This window comes from Limnospira sp. (assembly GCF_051859755.1).
Classification (GTDB): domain Bacteria; phylum Cyanobacteriota; class Cyanobacteriia; order Cyanobacteriales; family Microcoleaceae; genus Limnospira; species Limnospira fusiformis.
The window spans coordinates 1-460 of record NZ_JBIMLI010000019.1; the positions used below are offsets into that span (position 1 = coordinate 1).

Below are 460 nucleotides of genomic sequence, written 5' to 3' on the forward strand. Positions count from 1 at the left end.
ACCACTCGCACACAGACCATGCCTTGGCAGCGAAACGCCCAGAGACCCAGCGAACAGAGGAAAAACCAGCCAACCCCATACACCAATTATTAATTATTAATTATTAATTATTAATTATTAATTCCAGCCAACTATATACACCCGCCCGCGGGTGCGCGATCAGCCATCGGAAACACCAGCACCACTCGCACACAGACCATGCATTGGCAGCGAAACGCCCAGAGACCCAGCGAACAGAGGAAAAACCAGCCAACCCCATACACCAATTATTAATTATTAATTATTAATTATTAATTCCAGCCAACTATATACACCCGCCCCATAGGACCCAAACACCAGCACCACTCGCACACAGCTCTGCCCTTTGCACGGTACGGCTACAAGACTGGTAGAAGAGGGGCGGGTGGTAGTAGGGGCGGGTTCCGCAGTCAGCCATAATTCCCGCAGGTAGGCTTTGAAA

Annotated in this window: 1 protein-coding gene; it reads right to left on the reverse strand. The window is 49.6% G+C overall.

Features of this window, described 5'->3' with window-relative positions; all coding sequences use genetic code 11:
* Window positions 1-276 precede the first annotated feature (276 nt).
* Window positions 277-460: hypothetical protein (locus ACTIE0_RS05355; protein WP_046320173.1), on the reverse strand; the 184-nt coding region annotated here is incomplete at its 5' end.